Source organism: Streptomyces synnematoformans (assembly GCF_039531005.1).
Classification (GTDB): Bacteria; Actinomycetota; Actinomycetes; order Streptomycetales; family Streptomycetaceae; genus Streptomyces; species Streptomyces synnematoformans.
Map to the genome: position 1 here is coordinate 1 of NZ_BAAAPF010000751.1, position 665 is coordinate 665.

A 665-nucleotide genomic window follows, 5' to 3' on the forward strand; every position below is an offset into this window, starting at 1 on the left:
GGCTGGTGGCGGCGGGCCGGAGCAACCGGCAGATCGCCGAGGAGCTGTTCATCTCGCCGAAGACGGCAAGCGTGCACGTGTCCAACCTGATGGCCAAGCTGGGGGTGTCGAACCGGGGCGAGGCGGCGGCGGTCGCCCACCGGCTGCGGCTCTTCGAGAGCGCGTAGCCCCGCGGCGCGACCGGCGGATCGCCGAGGAGGACGTGGCGCGCCGCGCCGCGGTGCGGGAGAGCGGCAGCCCGAGGCGGGCCGGGGGCGGCGGTCCGGCAGCCGCCGTACGGTGGCGGGACGACGAGGACGGCGGGGCGGACGGCGAGCACACGTGGCCGCCTCCCGGGTGGCACGGACGGCCCCCCGGCAGCCTCGGCACCGGTCTGTCTCCGCAGCCGAACGACTCGGCGGGCATGGCCGAGGTCCCCGGCGCCGCAGCCCGCGCCGTGCGACGCGGAGGCCCTGCTGCGCGCCCCCGGGACACCGTACGAACCCGGCAGCGCGCCCCCGACGGCCGTGGCCCGGACCCGGGAGACCCCGGCGCGGAGGCGCTTCGGCCGGATCAGTCCTCGAAGAGCCGCAGCCGGTGCGCCACCGCGGCCGCCTCGCCCCGGTTGGACACGCCCAGCTTGGCCATCAGGTTGGACACGTGCACGCTCGCCGTCTTCGGCGCGA

Annotated in this window: 2 protein-coding genes; one reads left to right on the forward strand and one right to left on the reverse strand. The window is 77.7% G+C overall.

Annotation, left to right across the window (positions count from 1 at the left end; all coding sequences use genetic code 11):
• The coding region (locus tag ABD317_RS37500) for a response regulator transcription factor (RefSeq protein ID WP_344296619.1) at positions 1-167 on the forward strand (167 nt) is incomplete at its 5' end.
• A 385-nt stretch (positions 168-552) separates the two neighbouring features.
• Here the strand turns inward: ABD317_RS37500 and ABD317_RS37960 are convergent.
• The coding region (locus tag ABD317_RS37960) for a LuxR C-terminal-related transcriptional regulator (protein ID WP_425582542.1) at positions 553-665 on the reverse strand (113 nt) is incomplete at its 5' end.